We start from the raw sequence: 17,103 nt of genomic DNA on the forward strand, positions 1-17,103 counted from the left end.
CCCGTGCGGCAACACGCTCTGTGCCCCTCAAGGCCCTGTGCGGGCAGTGCGGGTGGTACCCCTGCCGACCGGCACGGGGGACGGGGAGCGCCGCGCGCCGGCAGTGACCTGCCGCGCGTCCGCCCGCCCGTCCGTCCCCCGCGGCGGCGGATGGCTCACACGGCCCACCACCCCGTCGTGTTCGCGGGCAGTTCGGTCTCGGTGCCGGAACCGTCCGCTGTCATCGGGTGGCTGGACAGCAGCAGGGCGCCGCGGACCGGGATCCGTACCGCCCTGTCCGTCGTGTTGACCGTGCAGAGGAAGCCGGGGCGGGCGAAGACCAGGACGCCCTCGGGCGCGTCCAGCCACTCCACCGACGCGCCCGCGCCCAGGCCCGGGTGTTCCTTGCGCACCGCCAGCGCCGACCGGTACAGCTCCAGCGTGGAGTCCGGGTCGCCGGTCTGGGCCTCGACGCTCAGCGGACCCCAGTCCTCCGGCTGCGGCAGCCAGCTCCCGCCGGTGCCGAAGCCGTACGAACTCCCGTCCCTGGCCCAGGGGATGGGCACCCGGCACCCGTCGCGGAAGCCGTCCTGTCCGTCCGCGCGGAAGTACGAGGGATCCTGTCGTGCCTCGTCGGGCAGATCGGTGACATCGGGCAGCCCGAGCTCCTCGCCCTGGTAGATGTAGGCGGAGCCGGGCAGCGCCAGCATCAGCAGCGTCGCCGCGCGCGCCCGCCGCAGTCCGAGCGTACGGTCGCCCGCCTCCCGGGTCTGCGTACCGCCGCCGGGCGGGCCGGCGAACCTGGTGGCGTGCCGGGTCACATCGTGGTTGGAGAGCACCCAGGTGGCGGGCGCGCCGACCGGCCGCATCGCCGCCAGCGACACATCGATGACCTCGCGCAGCGCGGGTCCGTCCCACGAGGTGCTCAGATACTGGAAGTTGAACGCCTGGTGCAGTTCGTCGGGGCGTACGTAGTTCGCGGTGCGTTCGACCGTGGGCGTCCAGGCCTCCGCGACGGCGATCCGGTCCCCGGGGTACTCGTCGAGGATCCTGCGCCACTGCCGGTAGATCTCGTGCACCCCGTCCTGGTCGAAGAACGGCATGATGTCGTTGCCGAGCAGTCTGAGCTGTCCCGAGCCGCCGATGTCCGGCAGTCCCGCCGCCTTCACCAGTCCGTGGGCGACATCGACACGGAAGCCGTCGACGCCCATGTCCAGCCAGAACCGCAGGATGGAGCGGAACTCGTCGGCGACCGCCGGATGGTCCCAGTTGAAGTCGGGCTGCTCCGGGGCGAAGAGATGCAGATACCAGTCGCCGGGCGTGCCGTCCGGGTCGGTCGTCCTGGTCCAGGCGGGGCCGCCGAAGATGGACTCCCAGTCGTTGGGCGGGAGTTCGCCGTCGGCGCCCTTGCCGGGACGGAAGTGGTAGCGCTCGCGCAGCGGGGAGCCCGGCCCCTCCCGCAGCGCCCGCCTGAACCAGTCGTGCTCGTGCGAGGAGTGGTTGGGTACGAGGTCGACGACGACCCGCAGCTGGAGTTCGTGGGCGTCACGGATCAGCGCGTCCGCGTCCAGCAGGGTGCCGAACATCGGGTCGATGGACCGGTAGTCGGCGACGTCGTAGCCCGCGTCGGCCTGGGGGGACGCGTAGAAGGGGCTGAGCCAGACGGCGTCGACGCCCAGCTCCCTGAGATAGGGCAGCCGACGGCGTACCCCGTCGAGATCGCCCATGCCGTCGCCGTTGCCGTCGGCGAAGCTGCGTGGGTAGACCTGGTAGATCACCGCGTCCTGCCACCAGCCGTGGCGGTGGGCCGGGGCGTCGTCGGACGTGCCGGTCGAAGGGGCAGCGAGGTGCTGGGTCATGTCATCCCTGGGGTGTCTGGGGGAAGGGAGCGGCACACCGGGCCTGGTCGGCCACGCGCCGTCGTCGTACGAACACGGTGGTACGGCCAAGGGGGGTCAGCCCTTGACGGCACCGGCGGACATGCCGGTGACGAGATGGCGCTGGGCGAAGAGGAAGACGAGCGCGGCGGGGATGGCGATGAGCACGGAGGCGGCGGTCATCGGGCCCCACTGGGCGCCGTACTGGTTGACGAACTTCTGGAGGCCGCCGGCGAGCGTGAGATTCTCGTCGCCGACCATGAAGGCCGAGGCGTAGGCCACTTCGCCCCAGGCGGTGATGAAGGAGTAGAACGCGGTCACCGCGAGTCCGGGCTTGGCGAGCGGCAGGACCAGCCGGAAGAACGTTCCGAACGGGGTCAGTCCGTCGACCTGGCCGGATTCGTCGATCTCCCGGGGGATGGTGTCGAAGAAGCCCTTCATCATCCAGGCGCAGAACGGCACGGCGATGGTGAGATAGGTGATCACCAGACCTGCCGAGCGGTTGAGGAGCCCCAGTCCCGACATGATGTTGTAGATCGGCACGATGAGCACGGCGACCGGGAACATCTGGGTGATCAGCAGCGTCCACATCAGCCCGCGCTTGCCGGGGAAGCGGAAGCGGCTGACGGCGTAGCCGGTGGTCGCGGCGGTGAAGACACCGAGCACGGTGGTGAATCCGGCGACGAGCAGCGAGTTGCCGAACCAGGTGAGGAACGGGGTGTCGCGCAGCAGACCGGTGTAGTTCTCGAAGGTCGTCTCTTTGAAGAAGTCCGTGGTGGTCGCGTAGCTCGCGGGCTTGAGCGAGGTCAGCAGGACCCACAGCACCGGGAAGACCGCGATCACGGACGCTACGGTCAGGGTGACGTGCAGGGCGACGGAGGCGAGCGGTGAACGCCTGCCCCGGCGCGGGGGGTTGGCACGGGCCGGGCCGGCCGGTGTGTCGGCCGGAGCGGTCCGGGGGGCGGCCGCGGTGGTCACCACGTATCTCCCTGGGTACGGAGGACTCGCCGGTAGACCGCGGCGAAGGCCATCAGGAGGACGAGGATCAGCACGCCCCAGGTGGAGGACTGCGCGAAGTCGCGCGGGCTGATCTCGAAGGAGAACTTGTACGCCTGCGTGACCAGGATCTGCGTCGCCTCGCCGGGGCCGCCGCGGGTCAGCAGGAAGATCACCGGGAACATGTTGAACGTCCAGATGGTGGAGAGCAGGATCACGGTCGTACTGACCGAGCGCAGCCCCGGCATGGTGATGTGGCAAAAGCGCTGCCAGGCGTTCGCCCCGTCCATCTCGGCCGCCTCGTACATCTCCCCGGGGATGGACTGGAGTCCGCCGAGCAGCGCGACCATCATGAAGGGCACCCCGAGCCAGATGTTCACGGCGATGACCGAGAACTTGGCCCAGGTCGGGTCGTTGAGCCAGGGCACCGCGTCGATACCGCCGCCCGCCAGCAGCTTGTTGAGGAAGCCCCGGTCCTCGTTGTAGAGGAAGCGCCAGGCGAAGACGGAGACGAAGCCGGGGACGGCCCAGGGCAGGATCAGCAGCATCCGGTAGAAGGAGCGGCCCGCGATCCGGCGGTTGAGGATGTTCGCGAGGGCCAGCCCGAGACCGAAGGTGAGGGCGACGCAGGAGACCGTCCACACCAGCGTCCAGCCGAGGGTGGACAGGAACTGATCGCCCGTCAGCGCGTCGGCGTAGTTGTCGAGTCCGACGAACTCGTAGGTGGCCGGCAGATGGTTGACGCCGATGCTGCGCTCGACATTGCGCTCGTTGGCGTCGGTCAGCGACAGATAGACGCCGCGGACCAGCGGATAGCCGATGATCACGCCGATCACGGCCACCACCGGGGCGACCATCGTCCAGGCGTACCAGTGCGTCGCGAGGCCCCGTCCGAGCCTTCCCGGGGCCGGGGCCCTTCCGGGCCGCCGCCGGAGTCCGCCGGGTGGTGTGCCGCCCGCGGCCTTCGGCACCGGCCGGCTGGTGTGGAGAGCCATCCGGCCCGCCTTTCCTTTTCCTTCGGTCTGCGTCTTTCCTTCGGCCGTGAGCGGCGCGGACCGGCCGCCAGGTCCCGTCAGGTCGCGGCCCGTCGGAACCGGCGTGGCCCGGTCACGGCCCGCCGGGACCGGCCGGCCGGTCTACTTCCAGCCCTTGAGCAGCTCGCGGTAGGCGTCGCCGGTGGCGCCGACGCCCTTCTCCGGTGTGGTCTGTCCGGTGAGGACCTTGGTGTACTCGGTCACCAGCGGCGCGAACAGGCTGCCGGTCTCCGGGATCCAGGGGCGCTCGACGGCCTTGTCCACGACGGGCTTGAAGAACCCGACGATCTCGTTGTCCGCGACGCCCGGCAGCGCGTACGCGGAGGTACGGGTGGGAAGCAGACTCAGCTCCTCGGCGACCTTGGCCTGGCTCTCCGCGGAGGTCATGTACTCGGTGAAGGCGTAGGAGGCGTCGAGGTTCTTGGAGCCCGCGTAGACCGCGAGGTTGTGGCCGCCCTGCGGGGAGCCCTGCGCGGCGGAGCCCGCCGGTACGGGCGCGATGCCCAGGTTGGCCTTGTCCTTGAACTCCGCGCCGCCATAGGTGTCGGTGACGGCCCAGGGACCGTTGATCATCATCGCGACCTCGCCGTCCTTGAAGGACGACTGCATGTTCTCCCAGCCGTCGGTGGCGTCGGTCTTGGCCGCCCCGGAGTCGACGAGGTCCTTGACGACGGTCATGGCCTTGGCACCGGCCGCGTTGTCGACGGTGACCGTCTTCGACTCGGCGTCGACCAGATCGCCGCCCTCGCCGTACAGGAACGACAGGAACCAGTAGGCGTCGTCACCGCGCAGATACAGCCCGGTCTTCCCGGTCCTGTCCTTGACGGTCTTGGACACGGTCTTCAACTCGGCGATGGTCGTGGGGACTTCGACGCCCGCGTCCTTGAAGATCTTCTTGTTGTAGAAGATGCCCATGGAGTCGATGACCTGCGGTACGGCGTACGTCTTGCCGTTGTACTCGGTGGACGCGGCGGCCTGCGGCAGGAAGTCCGTGTCGTCCTTGAGCGCCGGGGTGCCGTCCAGCGGCGCGAGATAGCCGAGATCGGCGAACTCGGGGGTCCACGCGACCTCGGAGCGGATCACATCAGGGGCACCGGAGCCGGACTGCGCCGCGTTCTTGAACTTGTTCTGGGCGTCGCCGAAGGGCACGTTCACATATTTGACGTCGACCTTCGGGTGCTTCTTCTCGAAGTCCTCGGCAAGCCGCTGGAAGACCTTGTCCTCGCTGCCGACGGTGGACGTGTCCCACCAGGTGACCGTTCCCGAAAGCTCGCCGCCCGCGCTCCTGCCGCTCGCCGACGACTCGTCGTCGCTCCCGCAGGCGGTCGCCCCGAGGGCCAGGGTCGCGGCCAGGGCGGTGGCCGTTATGCCACGTCGCATCCGAACTCCTTCAACTGCCGTACCGCTCCGTCGCGGCGCCGGGTCGGACGTGAAGGTAACAGCGATGCAAGAAGGCCGAAAGACCTTGCGGAAGATTTCCGCAAGGAGCGTCGAGCACCACCATGGCGTGTCCCGCCGATTGCCGTCGGCCCCCTTGACGCGGGCCCCGGAAGCCTGCCAGGAACGGATCGCGCAGGTCCACGGCGTAGGCCCGAGGTGACACCCGTACCGCAGGAAGGTTTCGCAAGACCTTGCAAGAGCGGGCCCGGATGGCCGGTTTCCGTGTGCGGTGGGCAATCCGACAGACGCCCGGTACAGTCCACTCACATGACCGCACGGCTTGCCGATATCGCAACTCAGGCGGGGGTCAGCGAAGCGACGGTCAGCCGCGTACTGAACGGCAAACCCGGGGTTGCCGCGGCCACCCGTGAATCCGTACTCGCCGCGCTCGACGTCCTCGGCTACGAACGTCCGGTGCGGCTGCGCCGCCGCAGCGCGGGACTCGTCGGCCTGATCACCCCCGAGCTGGAGAACCCGATCTTCCCGGCCCTGGCGCAGGTCATCGGCCAGGCGCTGACCCGGCAGGGCTACACACCGGTGCTCGCGACCCAGACCCCGGGCGGCTCCACCGAGGACGAGCTGACGGAGATGCTCGTCGAACGGGACGTCTCCGGCATCATCTTCGTCTCCGGACTGCACGCCGACACCTCCGCGGACATGCGGCGCTACGAGAAGTTGCGCGCGCAGGGTGTGCCCTTCGTCCTCGTCGACGGTTTCTCGCCGAAGGTCCAGGCACCGTTCATCTCCCCCGACGACCGGGCGGCGATGCGGCTGGCGGTGACCCATCTCGTCTCGCTGGGCCATCAGCGGATCGGGCTGGCCGTCGGCCCCCGCCGCTTCGTGCCCGTACTCCGCAAGATCGAGGGGTTCCGTGCCACGGTCCAGGAGTTGCTGGAGCTGTCCTCCGACGAGGCGGACGAGCTGATCCAGCAGTCGCTGTTCACCCTGGAGGGCGGTCAGGCCGCGGCTTCCGCGCTGATCGACCGCGGCTGTACGGCGGTGGTGTGCGCGAGCGACATGATGGCGCTGGGCGCGATCCGGGCGGCGCGACGGCTCGGTCTGGAGGTGCCGCGCGATCTCTCGGTGGTCGGTTTCGACGATTCGCCCCTCATAGCCTTCACCGATCCGCCGCTGACGACGATCCGCAAGCCGGTGCCGTCCATGGGCCAGGCCGCGGTCCGTACGCTCCTGGAGGAGATCGGCGGCACCCCCGCGCCGCACAGCGAGTTCGTCTTCATGCCCGAGCTGGTGGTTCGCGGTTCAACCGCTTCCGGACCGGTCCCCGGGCCCCAGGGGATACCGGGGTCACGGACCCGTCCGTGATCCGGTCGGCAAACACGTTCGCGATGAGGAGATGCCCGCGGGAGGAGTCGTCCTCCGGTAGTAGCACATGCGCGGGGAACCCGACCGGGGGATGATCGGTCGGAGGACGAGAATCTGGCAGACTCTCTCGCTATGGGTGAACCAACAGTGAAGACAGAGGAAGGCCGAGGGGTCACCCCGTCACCCATCACTCACGAGGAGGCGGACGCGAAGCACGTGGCGACCGGCGCGAGACGCGACACGGCCACGGCACCGGTGGACACCACGGAGCCGGCGACCGGCCGCACGCCGTCGAAGCCGTTGGACGAGCACACGCCACCGCGGCGCGACCACATGTGGCTGCGGCGCGCGAGATCACCCCGCCGTCCTCGTCTCCGGTTCGAAATCCTCCTGATCGCGGTGAGTTACTGGACGTACTCACTGATCCGCAACGCGGTACCGGAGCGGCGGGCGAAGGCTCTGGAGAACGCGAACTGGATCTGGCACGCGGAACAGCATCTTGGCATCGCCGTGGAGCGCTCGGTCAACCACGCGGTGAATTCTGTGACGTGGCTGATCGTGGGAATGAACTACTACTACGCGACTCTCCACTTCATCGTCACGATCGGTGTACTGGTCTGGCTCTTCCGCCGCCATCCAGGCCGTTACGCGGCCGGCCGGCTGGTGCTCTTCGCGACCACGGCCGTGGCCCTCCTCGGCTACTACCTGTACCCACTGGCACCGCCGCGGCTGATGGCGGGGAACCGCTTCATCGACACGGTCGTGCACCACGAGACCTGGGGCTCGATGGCCTCGGGCAATCTCAAGAACATGTCGAACCAGTACGCGGCCATGCCCTCGATGCACATCGGCTGGTCGCTCTGGTGCGGTCTGACGATCTTCGCACTGGCCAAGGCGCCCTGGACGAAGATCCTCGGTCTGCTCTACCCCACGCTGACGCTGGTGGTCATCGTCGCCACCGCGAACCACTTCTGGCTGGACGCGGTGGGCGGCATGATCTGCCTGGCGTTCGGCTTCGCGGTCTCGTACGTCTGGTACGGCTCGCTTCCCGCCCGGCTCCCGCGCGACGTGGACGCGGACGGCCCGGCCGCTTCCCCGGCCGCGTCCTCGCGCCGCGCTCACACCACGTCGTCGTAGCTCACGCCCGGTCGTCGCGGCTCACACCGCGTCGTACAGGAGCCGCTCGACCACCGCGCGCGCCCTCCGGGTGGTCCGGCGGTAGTCGTCCAGCATGTCCCCCACATGGCCCGGCCCGTACCCCAGGTAGCGGCCCATCGCCGCCAGTTCACGGCCGTCCGACGGGAAGGTGTCACCGGGCCTGCCCCGCACCAGCATCACGCCGTTGCGCACCCGGGAGGCCAGCACCCAGGCGTCGTCCAGGGTCTGCGCGTCCTCCGTCGAGAGCAGCCCGGCCGCCCGCGCCGCCGCGAGTGCCTCGCGGGTACGGGTCGTACGCAGCCCCGGTTCCGCCCAGCCGTGCCGTAGCTGGAGCAACTGGACCGTCCACTCGACGTCCGAGAGACCGCCCCGGCCCAGCTTGGTGTGGAGCGTCGGATCCGCGCCCCGGGGCAGCCGTTCCCGCTCCATGCGCGCCTTGAGGCGGCGGATCTCCCGTACCGCGTCCTCGCCGAGCCCCTCCGCCGGATACCGCAGGGTGTCGATCAGCTCGATGAAGCGGCCGGCCAGACCGGCGTCGCCCGCCATCGGCTCCGCCCGCAGCAGCGCCTGGCTCTCCCAGACCAGCGACCAGCGCCGGTAGTACGCCGCGTAGGAGGCGAGCGTACGGACCATCGGGCCGCTCTTGCCCTCCGGGCGCAGATCCGCGTCGATCAGCAACGGCGGGTCGGCGGTGGGGATCTGGAGCAGCTTGCGCATCTCGGCGACCACCGCGTTCGCGGCGCGGCCCGCCTCGTGCTCGTCGACTCCCTCGCGCGGCTCGTGCACGAAGAGCACATCGGCGTCGGAGCCGTAGCTCAGCTCATGGCCGCCGAATCTGCCCATGCCGATGACCGCGAATCTGGTCGGCAGGGTCTCGCCCCACTCCGCGCGTACGGCGGCACGCAGGGCGCCCGCGAGCGTCGCCGCGTTGAGGTCGGTGACCGCGTTCCCGACGCGGTCGACCAGCGCCCCCGGGTCCTCCTCGGCCGGGCTCTCCTCCGTGCCGTACGAGCCGATCAGATCCGCCGCGGCCGTACGGAACAGCTCCCGTCTGCGCACCCCGCGCGCGGCGGCGACGGCTCCCTCGGCGGTGTCCGCGCGCCCGACCGCCGCCAGGATCTCCTGTTCGAGATGGTCGCGGCCGCGCGGTGCCAGACCCTCCGGGTCGCCGAGGATCGCGACGGCCTCGGGCGCGCGCAGCAGCAGGTCGGGGGCGAGCCGGCCGGCCGACAGCACCCGCGCCAGATTCTCCGCCGCGGCCCCCTCGTCCCGCAGCAGCCGCAGATACCACGGTGTCTTGCCGAGCGCGTCGGACACCCTGCGGAAGCCGAGCAGCCCTGCGTCGGGATCGGCCGAGTCCGCGAACCAGCCGAGCAGCACCGGCAGCAGCGTCCGCTGGATCGCCGCCTTGCGGCTCACCCCGGACGAGAGCGCCTCCAGATGGCGCAGCGCGGCCACCGGATCGGCGTATCCAAGCGCTTCGAGCCGCTGGCGCGCCGCCTTCGGACTGAGCCGGGTCTCGCCGGGGGTGAGCTGTGCGACCGCGTCGAGCAGCGGCCGGTAGAAGAGCTTCTCGTGCAGCCGCCGCACCACCGAGGCATGGCGTTTCCACGCCTTGTTCAGCTCGGCGACCGGATCGCCGCGCATCCCGAGCGAGCGCCCGAGGCGGCGCAGATCGGCCTCGGACTCCGGTACGAGATGCGTACGGCGCAGCCGGTAGAGCTGGATGTGGTGCTCCATGGCACGCAGGAAGCGGTACGCCTCGTCGAACTGTCGCGCGTCCGTACGGCCCACATAGCCGCCCGCCGCCAGCGCGCCGAGGGCTTCGAGGGTGGAGCTGCTGCGCAGGGAGGCGTCGCTGCGGCCGTGGACCAACTGGAGGAGCTGTACGGCGAACTCCACGTCCCGCAGCCCGCCGGGGCCGAGCTTCAGCTCACGCTCGGCCTGTCCCGCGGGCAGGTTGTCGATGACCCGGCGGCGCATCTTCTGCACGTCGGACACGAAGTGCTCGCGCTCGGCGGCCTGCCAGACCAGTGGTGAGACACCGTCGATGTACTCCGCGCCGAGCAGCGGGTCGCCGGCCACCACCCGGGCCTTGAGCAGCGCCTGGAACTCCCAGGTCTTGGCCCAGCGCTGGTAGTACGCGAGATGGCTGCTCAGCGTCCGTACGAGCGGTCCGTTGCGGCCCTCGGGCCGCAGGTTGGCGTCGACGGGCCAGATGGTCCCCTCGATGGTCGACTCGGAGCAGATCCGCATGAGATGGGAGGCCAGCCGGGTCGCGGCCCGGACCGCGGCGCCCTCGTCGGCGGGGCCGTCGGCCCCTTCCGGCAGGGCCCCGACGAAGATCACGTCCACATCGGAGACATAGTTCAGCTCATGGCCGCCGCACTTGCCCATCGCGATGACCGCGAGCCGGCACGCGGCGGCGTCCTCGGGCGCGGCGGCCCTGGCGATCGCGAGGGCCGCGCGCAGGGTCGCGGTGGCCAGATCGGCCAGTTCGGCGGCGGTCTCGGCGACATCGGTCGTACCGCAGACGTCCCTGGCGGCGATGGCCAGCAGACAGCGGCGGTAGGCGATCCGCAGCGACACCGGGTCGTCGGCACCGGCGAGACCGTGCTCGAACTCCTCGACGCCGGGGTGCAGATCGGCCAGTTCGTAGGTGACCAGAGCATGCCAGTCCCCGGGATGTCTGGCGAGATGGTCGCCGAGCGCCTCGGACGCGCCGAGCACCCCGAGCAGCCGGTCCCGCAGCGGCTTGGCCGTCACGAGCGTGTCCAGCAGCATCGCCCGCTCGTCCGGCTTCTGCGCCTCGGCCAGCCGGACGAACCCGCGCAGCGCGAGATCGGGATCGGCGGTCGCGCCGAACGCGTCGAGCAGCAGCGGATCGGACCGTACGACCGCCATCTCGGGCTCGTCGAGCAACCGCTCGGCGGCGGAGGGATCGGTGAAGCCGTGCCGCAGTAGGCGGATGAACGTACTGCTTCTGCGACCCGGCACTGTCATACGCCGTCTCCTGTCCGCCCGACCGACTCTGTGCGACCAACCCGAGGATTCGAGCCTAAGGGTTGTCCCGGACGGCGGCGTAGCTGCCGACAGGTCGCGGCGGGGTCCCGGTCCGCTCCCGGCAGGCTCCCGGTCCGCTCCTGGCGGGCTCCAGGTGGGCTCACCGCCAGGCGGACTCCGTCCGGCGCCCGCGCAGCATGTACCCCGCCACCAGACAGCCGGCACCGCCCAGGCCGAGCGCCACCCCGGTCAGGCCCCCCACACCGAGCGCCACCGGGGCGGCGGCGCTGTCGAGCACACGGGCGCTCACCGCGCCCAGGGACACCGTGCCGGAGTGCTCGGATGTGAAGTACCGGGAGTCCAGTGAGTTCGCGCGGTTGTCCCCGAGCAGAAAGACCCGTCCCCGGGGCACCTTCACGTCGTACCGCTCGCCTCCCCGGCCGGGATCGCCGCCCTTCACATAGGACTCCCGCACCGCTCTTCCATTGACCGTCAGCTTCGTCCCGTCGAAGGCCACACGGTCCCCGCCCACACCGACCACGCGCTGAAGCCCGCTGCCCGCCCAACTTCCGCTTCCGCCCACCGTCTCGCCACCCTCGGCGTCCGGCATCCGGAAGGCCACCACGTCCCCGCGCCGCACGTCCCCGCCGTCGGCCTCCGCCAGCTTCTCCAGGAAGAGCCGGTCCCCCGGGGTGTACGTGGGCTCCATGGCGGGTCCGGCCTCCACGGCCGTCGTATAACCGTCCCGCAGAACGAGCCCGGTTCCGACGGCCACCGCGACACCGACGACCCCCAATATCCAGCCCGCGATCCTCAGCCCGCGCCCGTGCCCCGCCCGCCCCATGATGTGTCCTCTCCCTGGTCTCGCAGCCCGATGACGATAGCCGAGGAACGGAGAGGCCCAGGACGGTCGACGGACCGGGCTGCCGCGGCTTCCGCGCCCCGGATCCGCGATGAGGACAGCGATGTGATGGCACCGTAAACGCGTTGTGATCGACCTTTACAAATGTAATGATCATGCCGAGTTCCGGGGGGAGGGGGGAGATTTCGTCCTGGCCGCGCTTGGATTCGCGCGGGCCTGGCGCACAGATCTGTCCACAGCTGCGTCCGCCTTCTTCCGGAGTGCTTTTCGAAGCGGACCAGGAATGGTGGATCGTGCGGATGAGAATTCCTGTAAGACCCTGTCGGCCCCGTCGGGGACCGGCCAGGCTGGTGACGGCGACGGTGCTCGTCGCGGCCCTGTCGACGGTGATGTCGACCGCCCATGCCGTGCCCACGGCGACGCGGAACGCGACCGCGGATGAGCAGCAGCCGCCCGGTCAACCGGTCAAGGGCGAGTTGGCGCACTTCGATTTCGAGTACAGCCAACCGGATTTCACCGATAGTGCCCTGGGACTGGAGGGCGGTGCGGTCGCCACCCACCACAACGGCATCTACGCCGGTGAGAGGACCGACAACGAGGTGATCTGGGGCGATCTCGCCTCCGGCGGCCGTACGTTGCGGCTGGACGGTGTGGATGACTACCTCTCCGTTCCGGTGCGGTTGCCCACGGACCAGTCGTTCACCGTGTCGACCTGGCTGCGGTCGGAGAAGGCCGGTCAGGCGGCCACGGTGATCTCCGAGCCGGGGAGCCAGGTCCCCGGCTTCGCGCTGAAGGTGAACGCGGACGGCAAGCCCTCGTTCGGGATGCCGAAGACCGATTCCGCCACGGCTGTCTGGGACACCGTCACCGGTACCGCGCCCGTGGCCAATCCCGCGAACGGGTCCGCGGCCGGAAACGACTGGACCCATCTGACCGGAGTCTTCGACGCGGGGGCGGGACAGATCCGGCTGTACGTGAACGGCGCCAGGGTGGCCGTCGCTCCCCATGCCCCGGGCTGGAAGGCCACGGCCGACGTCGAAGTGGGCCGGGGGTTGGCGGCCGGACAGCCCGGTGGCTACTTCGCCGGCCGGATGGATGAGGTCAGGATATGGAACCGGGCACTGCCGGACCTTGAGGCGTCCAATACCGCCATCTCGGCCGACCAGGCCCGCGCCGACCGCTGCGAGAGCGGCGACTGGCTGCATGCCGGAGGGCCGAAGGTGAAGGCGGCAGCCGCCCAGGGTCTGACCGGGCCGGCGGTCAACGCCCGCCTGGCGGTGTACACCTGGGGCTTCGGCGCACTGGACACCGCCCGCAGGGACGACCACAGCGACCAGCTGGCGGCCCGCAACGCCCAAGTGGCCCGGGAAACGGCCTGGGCCGCGATCACCACCCCGTTCGCCGTCCACAACGACGAGTACACCACCTTCCTGCACGCACCCGAGTACGGGAAGCCGATGCGGGACTTCCTCCTCGACGACGCGGCGAAGAACTTCGACGGCCCACCATTGCCGAAACCGTCCCAGGCCGCCCTCGACCGTGCGATCGCCATCCTCAAGGAGCGACAGGAGGAGACCAAGAACGAGCCCTGGGGCGGCGTCTACGGTTTCTACATGTCCGAGGACGACCTGAGGAAGATGTCGTCCTACGAGATCGCCCGCTTCATCCGCCTGGGCGGACTTCCGTCCGCGAGCCCCGAGAAGGACTCGCTCGAGTTCCGGATGGAGGTCGAGGAACTCAAGACCCAGTGGGCCGGCTGCGCCACGTCCGACCCGTTCGACCCGCTCAAGCAGTTCGGTGACGTCGTGGAGACCGCGGACGCCGAGTGGCAGGCGGAGCAGGCGTCCCAGACCAAGCAGCGCGGCGACCTGGTGGCCGCCGAGATCCAGTCGTACAAGGATCTGCGCACCGCCTCGAACGCCATGATCGAGGCGCAAGGACAGGCGTATATCGTCAGCCGGATGCTGGTCTTCCAGAAGTACTGGCAGGGCAAGCCGAAGACCGAGCCGGGCTACCCGAAGGCAACCGTATTCACCCAGGCCACCACCGCCATCACCAATGCCAAGAAGGCGATCAGCGCTCAGCTGACGATCGCTCAACAGGCGGCGGCCTCGGCGAAGACGCAGTCCGACAGGGCCGCCGCCGCGCAGGACGAGGCCGGGAAGATCGCACTGGCCAACGGTACTCCGTACGGCCGGGGCCTCACCTACGCTCAGCAGTCGGCACAGGTGGCCAAGGCATCGGCCCTGGCCGCGCAGTCCTCGGCCAAGGCAGTGGAGGCCACACTGAGCGCGGTATCCGCCACGGCGGCCGACAGCAAGGCGCTCTACGCACTCGGCGACACCCAGTCCCACGCCACGCAGACCGCGTTCCAGCGCGCCGCCGCCGAGGAGGCCGCCGCGCAGGCGAAGGCCGCTGCCGACGCTGCCGCGCTTCAGGCCACACAGGCCGCGGAGAACGCGACGAAGGCCAAGGCCGCGCAGGCCAAGGCGGAGACCGCCGAACAGACCGCGAAGACCGCGGCTGCCGACGCGAAGGCGAAGCGGGCCGTCGCGGAGGCCGAGCGGGACAAGGCCAAGATCCAGAAGGACATCGCGGCCTCCGAGCGCACCAAGGCGGTTGACGCGGAACAGCGGGCCCGGACCCAACGGGAGGCCGCCGGACGAGCGTTGAACGCGGCCCAGGCGGCCGGCACCACCGCCTCGGCCAAGAAGGAAGAGGCACTGGCGGCCGAACGCGAAGCCGAGAAGGCCCGGGACGGCGCGCTGCGGGCCGAGAGCGACCGGGACACGGCGCTGGCGAAGCAGTGGGCCCTGGAGGCCAAGGCCGACGCGGACGAGGGGACAGCCGCGGCCGAGGCATCCCGCGCCGCGGCGGTCCAGGCACGTACCGCGGCGGACCAGGCCACCACGGCCGCGGCCAACGCCCGCGCCGCCGCGAATACGGCGACCACCGCGGCGGCCAACGCCCGTGAGGCCGCGACAAGGGCCGAGGCCGCCGCCGCGCGTTCCAAGGCGGCATCCGATGCCGCCCAGCGCGATGTGGCGATCACCAACGCCGCCGTGGCCACGGCCCATTCGGCGGCGGCCGACGCGATCGCGTCGTCCGAGGCGGCGGCGCAGAACGTCCGTGCCGCCCAGGCGTTGGCCGACACGGCCAAGGCCAGGGCGGCCGAGGCAAAGGCCCACGCCGCCATCGCCCAGATCGAGGCGAAGGCGACCGCAGCCGCGGCCGCACTCACCGCCGGCCACGCCTACGCGGCAGCTCAGTCGGCCACCGCCGCACGCGATGCCGCCACCGCCGCCGCCGCGGCGGCGGACAACGCCATCTCCCTGGGTACTCCGTTCCGCGAGATCGACTCCTCGGCAGGTCTCGCCGTTCTGGTCGGCCAGACGGCGAAGACACTGGCACAGCAGCAGGCCGCGGTCGCCCAGGCCAGGGCCGACGAGGCGGCCAAGGCCGCCGCGACCGCGAAGGCTCTCGCCGCCAAGGCATCCGCCGACAACAAGGCGGCGGCCACCGCGGCGTCCCAGGCAGCGGACTCCGCCGTCAGGGCCACCGCGTCGGTCAACAAGGCGCGGGCCTCGGCGGCCGAGGCGGCAGCCGCGGTCAAGGCCACACTGGCGGCCGAGGCCAACACCGTCGAGTACGACCGGCAGGCGACCGGGGACGCGGCCGGGGCGGCGGAAGCCGCCTCCACTGCGAGCACGTACGCGACCGATGCCCGTAACTCGGCGGACGCCGCCGAGCAGGACGCGGCATCGGCCCGTAGCGCGGCCTCCGCCGCCGAGGGCGACGCGGCCACCGCCCGCGGTGCGGCCGACCGCGCCGAAGCCGACGCCACTCAGGCCGAGGCGGCCGCCGCCCGTGCGCAGGAAGCGGCCAGGGAGGCTCAGGAAGCCGCCACCCGCACCGAGAACACAAAGGCCCGGGAAACGGTCACCACCGGCGGTGCCACCGGCATCGGGCAGGTGTTCACCAAGCAGACGATCGAGCAACTGGGCGAGCCGACGCCCGAGAACGACTGCGTGCTCGACGTCGGATTCGACGGCTGCACCGTCACGTTCAAGCTCCGTTTCAACGTGACCGTCGACTTCTATCTGTGCCAGGACGAGGACGCCGACACCGACGTGACCGCGGCCACCTGCCCGGCCGACTCCATCCTCTGGCTCGGCAGCGAGAAGCACGAGAACCAGACGGCCTCCATCGACAGGTACTTCAGCCGCCTGGAGATCACTCTGATCTTCGACAAAATGTTCCTGCAGACCTTGTGGACCATCCTCACGGACGATTTCGTCCAGTGCTCCAAGGGGAGCCTCGGCGGATGCCTCTGGGCGGCCAGCAACTTCGTCCCCGGCAAGAAGATCGCCGACGCGGTCGACGCCATCCGCGCCCTCGATGTCGCGATGGCCACCGGCACAGGGGTGGGAGACGCCTACCGGGTCCTCAAGAACCTCGACCTCGACCCCCGGGTGGTCGCCACGATCGAACGGGAGGTCAACGTCCTGGAGGACGCGCTCACCGCCTGTAACGCCAACAGCTTCCCGACCGGCACACAGGTACTGATGGCCGACGGCTCGCACAAGGCGATCAACGAGGTACGGGAGGGCGATCTGCTGCTGGCGGGCGACCCCGTGACCGGCGAACTGCGGTCGGAGGCGGTCACCGACACCTACCAGCACCCCACCGGACGTCTGGTCGACATCACCCTCGCGGGCGGCTCCACACTCACCAGCACCGCGGGGCACAGGGTCTATGCGGTGGGGCGTGGCTGGACCCTCGTCTCAGATCTGCGCGCGGGTGACCGGCTGCGCGGCCCGGACGGCTCCGCCCGTGCCGTGACCGCGCTCCGTGACCGCTCGGGCCTCACCCCCCGTACGGTCTACGACCTCACGGTCGACGATCTGCACACGTTCTACGTGAGCACGGTGGGTACACGGCCACAGGACGTACTCGTCCACAACTGCCTCAACCTCAAACTGCACGAGGGGGACCGCGGCGCCCACACCATCGCGGACCACGTCGACATCACCCCCGAGAACGCGATCAAGAAGGCCAAGGACGAGCTGGCCAAGAACCCCAACAGTTCCGGGGTCACCGGTGTCTGGACCGATCTGGCGACCGCCCAGCGAGCCGTGGACGACGCCTTCGCGAAGTGGCTCACGGGGATGTCTCCCAAGCAGAACAAGGCCAATCAGCGCAAACTGAAGAACTGGATGGAACGCACTTCCAATAAATCGGAGAGCCCTACAGACCTGTTGCCGTTCGAAGTCACGCTGGATGACACATCTTCACTCGGCACCATCTGGAAACACGACCGTACGAGCAGGGCGGCCGGAAACACGGTGGCGATCCTGCTGAAGCGGTCCGCTCACAAGCCCGGGTACATGGTCTACACCGCGTATCCGAAGTAGGAAAGGAGGGAAAATAC

Annotated in this window: 9 protein-coding genes; 3 read left to right on the forward strand and 6 right to left on the reverse strand. The window is 70.1% G+C overall.

Going from position 1 to position 17,103, the window contains the following annotated elements; genetic code table 11:
* Positions 1-155: 155 nt before the first annotated feature.
* The 4 genes from ACWGDX_RS15840 to ACWGDX_RS15855 all read right to left on the reverse strand — a co-directional run bounded on the left by ACWGDX_RS15840 (position 156) and on the right by ACWGDX_RS15855 (position 5,266).
* Entirely contained in the window at positions 156-1,838 is a 1,683-nt protein-coding gene (locus ACWGDX_RS15840; RefSeq protein ID WP_453625938.1) for a glycoside hydrolase family 13 protein, read from the reverse strand.
* Positions 1,839-1,934: 96 nt separating this feature from the next.
* The gene (locus tag ACWGDX_RS15845) at positions 1,935-2,834 is read right to left on the reverse strand and encodes a sugar ABC transporter permease (protein ID WP_453625940.1); all 900 of its coding nucleotides are present in this window, start codon (positions 2,832-2,834) and stop codon (positions 1,935-1,937) included.
* Positions 2,831-3,847, reverse strand: a complete 1,017-nt coding sequence (locus tag ACWGDX_RS15850) for a carbohydrate ABC transporter permease (RefSeq protein WP_453625942.1) — start codon at positions 3,845-3,847, stop codon at positions 2,831-2,833. Before ACWGDX_RS15850 ends, ACWGDX_RS15845 begins: the two co-directional genes overlap by 4 nt.
* A 141-nt stretch (positions 3,848-3,988) precedes the next feature.
* Positions 3,989-5,266 (reverse strand): extracellular solute-binding protein, encoded by a 1,278-nt coding sequence (locus tag ACWGDX_RS15855; protein ID WP_453625944.1) that lies wholly within the window; start codon positions 5,264-5,266, stop codon positions 3,989-3,991.
* Between the two features lie 327 nt (positions 5,267-5,593).
* On the opposite strand from ACWGDX_RS15855, the gene ACWGDX_RS15860 reads away from it, so the two are divergent.
* A complete protein-coding gene (locus ACWGDX_RS15860; RefSeq protein ID WP_453625946.1) occupies positions 5,594-6,649 on the forward strand; it encodes a LacI family DNA-binding transcriptional regulator in 1,056 nt (351 codons plus the stop codon).
* Between the two features lie 132 nt (positions 6,650-6,781).
* On the forward strand, positions 6,782-7,786 hold the full coding sequence (locus tag ACWGDX_RS15865) for a phosphatase PAP2 family protein (RefSeq protein WP_453625948.1): 1,005 nt from the start codon (positions 6,782-6,784) through the stop codon (positions 7,784-7,786).
* A gap of 21 nt (positions 7,787-7,807) precedes the next feature.
* Here ACWGDX_RS15865 and ACWGDX_RS15870 read toward each other — a convergent pair whose 3' ends face one another.
* Positions 7,808-10,810: a bifunctional [glutamine synthetase] adenylyltransferase/[glutamine synthetase]-adenylyl-L-tyrosine phosphorylase gene (locus tag ACWGDX_RS15870; RefSeq protein WP_453625950.1), complete on the reverse strand. Its 3,003-nt coding sequence runs from the start codon at positions 10,808-10,810 to the stop codon at positions 7,808-7,810.
* A gap of 160 nt (positions 10,811-10,970) precedes the next feature.
* Entirely contained in the window at positions 10,971-11,654 is a 684-nt protein-coding gene (gene lepB, locus ACWGDX_RS15875; protein ID WP_453625952.1) for a signal peptidase I, read from the reverse strand.
* Positions 11,655-12,022: 368 nt separating this feature from the next.
* On the opposite strand from lepB, the gene ACWGDX_RS15880 reads away from it, so the two are divergent.
* Positions 12,023-17,086, forward strand: a complete 5,064-nt coding sequence (locus tag ACWGDX_RS15880) for a LamG-like jellyroll fold domain-containing protein (RefSeq protein WP_453625954.1) — start codon at positions 12,023-12,025, stop codon at positions 17,084-17,086.
* The last annotated feature ends 17 nt before the right edge of the window (positions 17,087-17,103 follow it).

It is taken from the genome of Streptomyces sp. NPDC055025 (genome assembly GCF_053608565.1).

Bases quoted from the DNA above. Each gene is read 5' to 3' on its own strand.
- ACWGDX_RS15840 (WP_453625938.1), bottom strand. From the start codon at position 1,838: ATGACCCAGCACCTCGCTGCCCCTTCGACCGGCACGTCCGACGACGCC.
- ACWGDX_RS15850 (WP_453625942.1), bottom strand. From the start codon at position 3,847: ATGGCTCTCCACACCAGCCGGCCGGTGCCGAAGGCCGCGGGCGGCACA.
- ACWGDX_RS15855 (WP_453625944.1), bottom strand. From the start codon at position 5,266: ATGCGACGTGGCATAACGGCCACCGCCCTGGCCGCGACCCTGGCCCTC.
- ACWGDX_RS15860 (WP_453625946.1), top strand. From the start codon at position 5,594: ATGACCGCACGGCTTGCCGATATCGCAACTCAGGCGGGGGTCAGCGAA.
- ACWGDX_RS15865 (WP_453625948.1), top strand. From the start codon at position 6,782: ATGGGTGAACCAACAGTGAAGACAGAGGAAGGCCGAGGGGTCACCCCG.
- ACWGDX_RS15870 (WP_453625950.1), bottom strand. From the start codon at position 10,810: ATGACAGTGCCGGGTCGCAGAAGCAGTACGTTCATCCGCCTACTGCGG.
- lepB (WP_453625952.1), bottom strand. From the start codon at position 11,654: ATGGGGCGGGCGGGGCACGGGCGCGGGCTGAGGATCGCGGGCTGGATA.